This is a genomic window from Microcoleus sp. LEGE 07076 (assembly GCF_015207455.1).
Lineage (GTDB): Bacteria > Cyanobacteriota > Cyanobacteriia > Cyanobacteriales > Microcoleaceae > Microcoleus.
This window is the reverse complement of record NZ_JADEWV010000226.1, coordinates 1-8926: the sequence shown is the minus strand read 5'-3', so window position 1 is coordinate 8926 and position 8926 is coordinate 1. Positions and strand designations below refer to the sequence as shown.

The 8926-nt window shown below is 43.5% G+C and carries 11 protein-coding genes; 3 read left to right on the top strand and 8 right to left on the bottom strand.

Features of this window, described 5'->3' with window-relative positions:
- Positions 1-183 precede the first annotated feature (183 nt).
- Together IQ270_RS25395 and IQ270_RS25390 are read left to right on the top strand one after the other, a co-directional pair.
- Complete coding sequence (locus tag IQ270_RS25395; protein ID WP_193975946.1) at positions 184-459, top strand: BrnA antitoxin family protein; 276 nt, start codon at positions 184-186, stop codon at positions 457-459.
- A 408-nt stretch (positions 460-867) separates the two neighbouring features.
- Complete coding sequence (locus tag IQ270_RS25390) at positions 868-1062, top strand: hypothetical protein (protein WP_193975945.1); 195 nt, start codon at positions 868-870, stop codon at positions 1060-1062.
- Between the two features lie 53 nt (positions 1063-1115).
- Here IQ270_RS25390 and IQ270_RS31470 read toward each other — a convergent pair whose 3' ends face one another.
- From IQ270_RS31470 to IQ270_RS25350, 8 genes are all read right to left on the bottom strand, one after another.
- The gene (locus IQ270_RS31470) at positions 1116-1445 is read right to left on the bottom strand and encodes a hypothetical protein (protein WP_228056689.1); all 330 of its coding nucleotides are present in this window, start codon (positions 1443-1445) and stop codon (positions 1116-1118) included.
- Complete coding sequence (locus IQ270_RS25380; RefSeq protein ID WP_193975943.1) at positions 1384-2187, bottom strand: hypothetical protein; 804 nt, start codon at positions 2185-2187, stop codon at positions 1384-1386. Before IQ270_RS25380 ends, IQ270_RS31470 begins: the two co-directional genes overlap by 62 nt.
- Before the next feature lie 158 nt (positions 2188-2345).
- Positions 2346-3617, bottom strand: a complete 1272-nt coding sequence (locus IQ270_RS25375; RefSeq protein ID WP_193975942.1) for a WcaI family glycosyltransferase — start codon at positions 3615-3617, stop codon at positions 2346-2348.
- Positions 3618-3780: 163 nt separating this feature from the next.
- On the bottom strand, positions 3781-4218 hold the full coding sequence (locus IQ270_RS25370; RefSeq protein ID WP_193975941.1) for an ATP-binding protein: 438 nt from the start codon (positions 4216-4218) through the stop codon (positions 3781-3783).
- A complete protein-coding gene (locus IQ270_RS25365) occupies positions 4215-4508 on the bottom strand; it encodes a hypothetical protein (RefSeq protein ID WP_193975940.1) in 294 nt (97 codons plus the stop codon). The genes IQ270_RS25370 and IQ270_RS25365 overlap by 4 nt, the downstream gene beginning before the upstream one ends.
- Before the next feature lie 249 nt (positions 4509-4757).
- Positions 4758-5759, bottom strand: a complete 1002-nt coding sequence (locus IQ270_RS25360) for a sugar transferase (RefSeq protein WP_193975939.1) — start codon at positions 5757-5759, stop codon at positions 4758-4760.
- A gap of 603 nt (positions 5760-6362) precedes the next feature.
- Positions 6363-7031, bottom strand: coding sequence for a DUF3318 domain-containing protein (locus IQ270_RS25355; protein WP_190741785.1), 669 nt, complete (start codon positions 7029-7031; stop codon positions 6363-6365).
- A gap of 172 nt (positions 7032-7203) precedes the next feature.
- Complete coding sequence (locus IQ270_RS25350; RefSeq protein ID WP_193975938.1) at positions 7204-7353, bottom strand: hypothetical protein; 150 nt, start codon at positions 7351-7353, stop codon at positions 7204-7206.
- A 774-nt stretch (positions 7354-8127) separates the two neighbouring features.
- On the opposite strand from IQ270_RS25350, the gene IQ270_RS25345 reads away from it, so the two are divergent.
- On the top strand, positions 8128-8926 hold a 799-nt coding region (locus IQ270_RS25345; protein ID WP_193975937.1), incomplete at its 3' end, for a polysaccharide deacetylase family protein.

Here is an 8926-nt window from a genome sequence, read left to right as displayed (position 1 = left end):
GAGGTGAAGGGGGCGAAGGGGGCGATCGGCTCTACTCGAACAATTCAAAAATCTATTAAAGTGGGTGGCCTGTAGCGAAAGATTGTAGTTACAATAGACATCTGGCAAAAAAGACAGTCAATAACAGGCAGGATGCCTGTTCCACAATAATGATGGGAGAAGTCTAATATTTAGTAACAATCGATGAACAACGAATTTACTTCGAGCAAATCTCAAACTGATTGGGAACGCCTAGATGCCATGACTGATGAAGATATTGATTTCTCTGATTGCCCTGAAATTACGCCTGAAATGTTTGCTAAAGCCGTAGTTCAGCGAGGCTTGCCAAACCCTAAGACTAAAGCTCAAGTTACCTTACGCATAGACAGTGAGGTTTTGGAGTGGTTTAAATCTCAAGGTCGCGGTTATCAAACCCAGATCAACACCTTACTGAGAGAATACATGAAAGCCCATCAATAGTGAAACACTTTAAATGGCAACTGATGACAGACTATAGTTCCCGAGGACAAAAATCATGAAAGACCAGAAAACTTGGCTCAAAGAGATAGTTGATGAAGCTGAAAATATGGATAATAACTTTTATGACAGTCATATTAAAGACTAGAAAAAGAGGGGGGTTGACCTGGGTTTAATAAGGAAAGGAATTTTTCAAAAACATCAGAATCCTACAGATGAGGCTATGAATGTATCCTTAAAACAATACTATGAAACATCGAAACAAGAGTTTTCAAAAGAATATGTTGCACATTATGAGGTTCCCATTCATACAAAGCTAGCTGTTGTTTTGTATGAATTGAAAAAGGAAAATTCAGAGAAATTTGATTGGTTTTGTAGATCATTTTTGTAAGAAACAGGTAAGGGATTGAAGTGCTACGAAAGCGGCTGGTGACAGCTTCGCTATTTCTGGGCATTGCTGGCGGACTAGCTGGTTATATTCTCAATTGGGCTTACTCACAACTGAGGCGATCGCTTAATTTGTTACTGGTAATGGGCGATCGCCACACAGGAGGCGATCGCAAAAAACCCGGATCGTCGCGCTTTTACCCTTCAAGGGTCAGATGAGGTCACGCGCAGACTTAATCATGCTGCCGAGGCGTTGATCGCTGGTGATGGGTTTATTGGTTTGGGTCTTCTTTTGTTTTGCCATTAATATTTAGCTCTTTTTCTAGTTCTTCAATTTCCTTTAATGATGATACAAGCAATCCCGATTCCTTTAGCCTTTCGATTTTTGATGAATCAACAGGGGTCAGAAAGACTAACCATTTTGTTATACATTTACCATATTTTTCTGTTTTGATATACGGTAGGTCGCCCATAAAAAATAGACTTCCTATTTTAATCTGTACCAACCATATTTCATCTCCGGAAATATGACCAATAATGTCAACCGCAATATTTTGGGTTTTCTTGACTTTTAGAAAAAGTCGGCAACCTAAATTGGTCATCTTCTTGATTAAATATGTAACCGGGAACCTCTTTTCCTTTAAAGGCGTTCATTATATTTATTATTCTTTCTTGATTTTTCTCAGTTTTCGTTTTGGCAAGTTCTTGAACACCTTTTGCTGTATCCCTAATTTTGGGAAGGTAATTATCTCTAAAATTACTATCTTTGATGTGAGTTTTTAACAGCGTAAGTAAAGGTTCTAAAAGTTCACCCAATAACACAGTTACTTCATCAATATTTAAATCCAAAGAAAAATGTATTAATCTATTTCGATAGTTAGTCAAACGGTCAATACTTTTTCTGAAATCCGTTTTTGGTTTATCATACAGCTCCTCTATATCTAACATTAAAACTGCTCGTGTTAATGCTTTAGTAAAACTTATAGATTTAGAATCAACGTCTTCATTGAATAAATGAATAATGCTTATATTATTCGTTCCTTCTACTTCTATATAATCTTTATTGTCTTTTTTATACTTTCCTAATGCTCTCCAAAATTTTTCATCGTCTAATTTTTCAAATATAAAACACTCATTAACTTGAGCCAGCATTTTTTTAAAAGCTAATTCTATACCATGATGAACCCAAATAATAGACTCCTTGAGAAGCCAACCATCGTCTGCGTTTCTGTCGTTTCTGTCGTTTCTTTCCTTGACAATATTCCACAATTCATAGCCACGTTTGAGAGAATGATAGCAATTGTCTAACAAACCAATACTCAGGCTAGATTTATTCTGGTTCATAGTAACACTTTGATAAAAATATTCAAATGGCAACTGTTGGCTAATTAAAACGTATTTGCCACAAGTATTAGCTTCATTAAGATTTATAGCCTGCTTACAGTCAAGTTGAATTAGGACGAGGTATCTCGCTCTCTATGTTCACTAACCTAATTATCAGATTATTTCGGCAAAGGCTCCAATATTTTCTCAGAATGACTCGCAGCCACCGCCGCAAATAAAGCCTCATAATGATTCAAAGCTTCCTCAAATCCGTAATTCTCAACAGCATAATTTCTGCCTTGCTCGCCCAACGCATTCACCTTAGCAGGATGCAGGTACAAATCCTCAACTGCATCTGCCAAAGCCTCCGGGTCTTCCGGCGCTACCACCACTCCGCCACCGCTTTGCTGGACTGCTTTGTGGGCCGTACCAGTTTCGGGAACCGAGGCCAAAATTGCCCTGCCGCTCGCCAACAGCACTTGAATTTTTGATGGCATATTAAAATTAGTCACCCGCCGCTTTTGTACCACCAAACTAACATCAGCCGCAGCTAACATTTCTGGTAATTGTTCTCGCGGTTCAAAGGGCAGTAACGTCACATTCGTGGCTTTATAAGTTTCGCAATCTTTTTGCAGGCGTGCGAGGGCTGATGATTCTCCAACAATTACAAAAGCAATTTCTGGTATGTGTTTCAAACTAGCCGCTGCTTTGACCACAGTTTGCAAACCTTGAGTCAGGGCAATATTCCCCGCGTAGAGAACTACAAATTTGCCATTGAGTTTGTGAGTTTCCCGAAAGGGGTTATTTTCTTTAGGTAAGGGGCGAATGAAGTTGACATCAACCCAGTTGGGAAGGCAAACTATTTTTTCTGGGGGTACTCCTTGAGAGTGCAGTTTGCTGACAAAACCGCTGTCGATGACGCTGACTTGGGTGGCTGTGTTGTAGGCCAATTTTTCTAAGGCGTCAGCAATCCGAATTAGCACTCCGTTTTTTTTGACCAAGCCGACGCGCACGGCTGCTTCTGAGACTATATCCTGTACGTTGAGGACGATCGGGCAAGCGCGACTCCACCCGTAGAGGGCAACAGGGACGCAAATCGGTAAAGGGGGCATTGTCGAGAAAATTACGTTGGGACGCCAGCCTCTGAAGGCTTGGACGGCGCTGGAGACGACAAAACTGCCGTCTAGTAAAAGTCGGTCTAGCAGGCTGGGATGGGGACCGTTGACTCGCAGGTAGCTGCGCTGAATTGTGACGCCTTTGTGTTCTTCGGTGAGGTAAAATTTGCCCTGGTATTGCGGATAAATCCGGCGCTGGGGATAGTTGGGCATTCCTGTGACGACTCGGACTTGGTGGCCGCGCTTGACTAGACCTTGCGCGAGTTCTGTCATCAGGGGGGCAATGCCGATCGGCTCTGGATAGTAGTTATAGGAATAAATTAGAATTTTTAGCATAATATTTATTTTGAACCAAATTGTCCTGCCTTGGCTAATTTGAGGCCGCTACGGGTGAATTGCAGAGGATGTGGTTAGGTTCCGGGTAGCACAACAGGGGGCGGTGCTGGAACCTGCCAATTTGCCGCATTCGCCGCCCTGGTTCGGGCGGGCAAAAGCGCCCTCATGTCAGGTTTTTTCGCATTACCAGGCAGTTGCGGCGATCTTCGGTACGGATGTAGCGAAGATCGTCTGTGAGCTTGTACATGAACACCAGTCCTCTTTCTCCTTCTCTGTCTAAGGGATCGCGCTGCTCTTGCATGATCGAGTGCAGCTTTGCTTCCAGGTTAAAGGGTTGACCTCTGTCCCAAATTCTAATTTCTAAGTAATCGCCAAACACTTTTACCTCAATGTCGATCGGGGTCGCGGGGGGCAAGTTCTGGTGAGCGTGGCGGACAGCGTTGGTAAAGCCTTCGTTGACAATCAGCCGGCACTGCCACCAGAAATCTGCTGGCAGCATTGGCAAAACTATATTCTCCAACCATTCCAAAACGGATGTTAAAGCATTCAGGTCTGTTTCAACCTGAAGGTGCGACTCCGCCTTTGGTTGCTTGTCTTTCATCTTTCTTCCCCCTGGTTGGCTCCCACCACCGCTGTACGGGGCGCCGGAGGGAGAGCAAAAGGAGGGCAAGGTCTTGGCAACATATTAGTTAAGTCAAGCTTGAGTTGAAGAAGCCCGTTTGGGCTCAAGGTCAGCATTCCTTTGGCATCATTTACTCGCACAGAAAATGAGAGACTTCCGATACTGTAACCCGCCTCGGTAAGGCTTTTAAATCGGGAAAATTCCCGAGTCAGCCTGCGACGAGTGATTTGAGCTGCCACCGTGTTAGGAGTCGGTATTTTTCTAAACATACGTGAGTTTTTGCCCTGTTCAAAAACCGTGCTGGCGTAATTCGAGTACGACAAGAACTGGTACATTTCTCATTCATACTCGGATCGCAGAGCTGGCAACTAGCTGCAAATTTTCTCTGTGAATTTTAACACTTAACGCTAATGTAGCGATCGCTGCGGCTCCTGTCCAACTAACCATTGAGTTCGAGTTCTGGGTGTCGATGTGCCGCAACAGCACCAGAGAGTTCAGCAATGGGTTGTTGAGGACTCTTACACAGCGCCGCTATTTTTGTTAAATAGAACCGTTATGGTTTTCACAATTAGTTTCAGGTCATAGATTAGGCTCCAGTTTTCTTGGTATTTTAAATCTAAACGGATGACATCTTCAAAATCGCGAACTTTAGACCGACCGTTGACTTGCCACTCGCCAGTCATCCCTGGCTTGACATCCAAACGCTGCCACTGAGGGACTTCGTAGCGTTCAACTTCGTCTGGGGTAGGAGGTCTGGTCCCGACTAGACTCATTTCGCCTTTGAGTACGTTCCAGAACTGTGGCAGTTCGTCGAGACTGGTTTTACGCAAGATGCGCCCGACTTTGGTAATCCGCGGGTCGTTGTCATTTTTGAAAAATGCGCCCGAAGCTTCGTTTTTAATTTGGTCTTTCATAGCTTCGGCGTTGGTACACATCGATCGAAATTTCCAAATCTGAAATTTTCTCCCCATCCAGCCACAACGGGTTTGCCCAAAAAATATCGGGCCCGGATCGTTAATCGTGATGGCTGCGGCTATGGGTACGAGCAAAATTCCTGTAATCGCCAAACCGACGATTGCCCCAATGATGTCTATCAGCCGTTTCACGAACGATTGCACTGAGGGGTGCGTCATCGGTAGCTGATTGTCCGAGGGGTTGGTCTCTCTGGAAGTTGAGGTTGCAGAAGGCTGCTCGATCGTCAGCACTTGATCTAGACTGGTGAGAGCAAATACTGCCATCACCTGCGGCTTGAGGCTCCGCAGCACCAAGTCGCTGCCGCGCTGTCTGGCAAATTTGAGATTGCTGACTAAAGCACCAATTCCGCTACTGTCGATAAATGTCGTGAGACTGAAGTCTAAAACAATTTTGCTGGGAACCGTGCTTCCAGAGAAAAGTTGCTGGCAGGTTGTTTTGAAGTTTACCGCTTCAAGTACGCTCAAGCGCACGGGTATGTGAACGGAGGGAATCTCGTCCAAGTACGTAACCCGAAAATCTTCTGCCTCTGGGGTATGACTGACCATGAAGTCCTAGTTTCAAATTTCAAGCTGATGTCTTTAGCTTATTCTGTCCTAGCATGTACAGCTTTACCAAATTTTTTTGTTAAGTAAAATAGCTTTATAAAAACTTTACAAAAAACCCTGAAAACTTTGCAGCTTCGCGCGATATCAAAGGTAAGAGTAGACTTAAGTCTACCAGTCATATCAATTCCAGTTGCACTCCTAATGACTGTTGACTCGATTTTATTATTCCGATGCAACCGGAAACGACATCATTCGATTTTAGATTTTAGATTTTGGATTGAGCCCACGGATAAATTCGGGGGCTTGAGGATTTGAGATGAGCCCGATTAATTCCACGGATCAATCACGTGGCGGGTACTACCTTTGAAATTCGCTTGTCAAAGTTTAGGATTACCGATTTTTCAACGCAGTGGCTTGGAAACTTTCACCAGGAATCAAGATTTTTTTCTGTTGAGATTGGTTAATCTTGTGGTTAAGAATTCCGATGCCTGTCTAGCAGGGAATGTGCGCCCCCCTTAATGGTTAACAGCTAACAGTTAACTAGGAAGTCAACCGTTAACCGCTAACTTGAAAACCCCCGTATCCAGCGTTGGGGGGATGAGGTTAAGAATTGTAGACGTTTTCTGACTGGGAGGTTTCCCGGGTGATGGGTTTGACTTTGGCTTTGGCTTTGGCTGCGTTGCGTTTGAGCGCCTGGAGACGAGCTTCGTATTTGGCGCGCTGCTGTTTTTTGGAAGTTTGCTCGATTAAGGTTTTTAAGGCGCTGCCGAGGCTTTTGTATGCGTTTGGGAGAGTGTAGCCGAAGCGGGTGGCGAGGGTGAGGGCTTTTTCGTCGGCGTCTACTGCTTCTTTTAAACTTTTCTCTCCGTTGTTTTTTTGGTAAAGTCTCCAGCCGGAGACGCCACACAGGGATAGGGCCAACAGCAGCAGCAAGCCGTCTTGCACCCAAAGTTCGCCGACTGCGCCGCCCAAACCAATGGCGAGGGCTGCCATTTCCCAACCGTCTCTGGGGATGGTGTCATTTTGGATTCTGGCGACTTCGTGCCAAAATAGGAGGTTGCGCTGATCCATTGCTAGCTGTTCCCAGCGGATCAGGTCTATTTGGATTTCTACTTGGTCTTTGCCTATTTCTTCGCTACGGATCAGGGTGGGATTAACTTCTATTGTTTTTTCTACTGTTACCCAACTTTGGAGTTCTGGGGGCAGTATGTTTTTCAAGCGCCGGATCTCACTCATCTCGGCTCTTGCTGTAGAGGTTGCATAGGATGTCATAGCTCCGGCCTATTGATTTTCCAAAGGTTAATATGTGTCTATTTCTGGAGTATAGCAAACCTTGAATCAAAATTTTGTCTGGCACCGGGGGCGATCGACCTTTTGGCAATTTTACTTAATTTTACTGTCTTGAGGGGCGATCGCAAACACCTGTTATATCCTTAACTTTAGACTATTTCATCAACGGTTGGATTTCTGGCGGCAATTTCGACCTAGCCGCCAAAACATCAGGCTTAGAAGTTATGCCTTTTTGAACTAAAACCACTTTCTCCAATACTTCTGCAATTCTGTAAGAACCGTTCTGCAGAGATTCATCTTTCAAACGCACCCCCCTCACTCTACCTCGGAGCGACCGGAACTTTTAAATTGTTCTGCTGCAACTGCCACCAATCTAACAGCGCATAATCGACACCGACTACTTTTACCTATTCATCTTTCATCTGAATCACTTTTAAACAAAGCGGGTTTCGGCGGCCAGAAAGCTGCAAAACTATATAACTGCTAGTAGAAACACTAGCATCTTTTGGAATCAAACTTAATACATACTTTTTTTACCTGGGCTGCGTGACCGAGTTAAACCGGCTTTCGATCTACCCAATGTTGAAAATAATAACGATAAATCAAATATAAAGCTCTACCTGAATTACAATTGTAGGTAAGTACGATCGACAAACATATACACTCAATCGACAAGCGATGGAACCTCGGTTTAAATTGATATTGATTTTGCGACAAGTGACAATTTTGTCAAAGGTTTGCTACGTGCAGTTTGCTCCTTTGAGGCAGAATTACTGCTATCTTCATCTTTGTTGTTTGATCGGGCTTTTAATGAAATATACTAGCACCTAGGGCGAGAAATCACAAGTCAAGAAAATCACATGGAAAAACTGCCGGCACGAAACAAGCATTGTCAACTTTTTGCCAGCAGGGTTGCACCAAAAGCGCGATCGACCTAAATTGTATCAGGGTAGACTCGACCTACCTCATCTTTACCGAAGACAAGGGCGATCGACAATCCAAATCCTCCCATCACCCAAACCAGAAAAACCCTCATACTAGCGCCATAACCCCTTACCTCATAAAGTTGTAATTGTCAATGGTAAATTATTTCGTTAACAAATGGCCGGAGTATTTTCAGCCCGGTATGACGCTACGCAAAAAACGCATTATTAGCTTTTTACTAGCATTCCTCCTAACATTCATCACTTATCAAGTAATCCTAGAAATCGTCACAGTAGAAATTCCGATTTTTGGCTTTCACGACATTGTAAACCTTCAAAATCCCCAGGAAATACCGCCGCAGCGGCAAGATTTTCCCGGCGACTACAGCCAGCAAAACTTGGAACCTTTTTTAGAAGATTTAGTCATTCACAACTATTGGTTTTTGTCAACCCAAGAACTTTACGAATATTTCATCGCCAATCCCAGAAAAGCGGTGCCGAGTGAATATCGCGATCGCAAAAAAGTTATGATTACCTTTGACGATGGAAACAAAAGTATTTATACCCACTTACTGCCGATTTTAGAAAAGCTTGAAAATAAATATGGTAAAAAAACTAAAGTAGTTGTATTTATCAACTCTGGCTTCTTGGGCCGTCAAAACTCACTCATAAAAAAAGTAACTTGTCAAGACTTGAGAGACGGAATGCAACAAGGTTATTATGATATTCAATCCCACGGGCTGAATCACGAAAACCTCACAAAAATTTCTCTAAAAGCATTAGACAGAGAATTATCTCAAGACCAAATTAGACTGAGGAAATGCACCCAAGATTTAGACAAAAATCGGACAGTCGCCTCGCACATAGCCTACCCGTTTGGCGCTGTCAACAAACAAGTTGAAAAATACGTTTCCCAATATTTCTCATCAGGATACTTGTACGACAGTTTAAAAT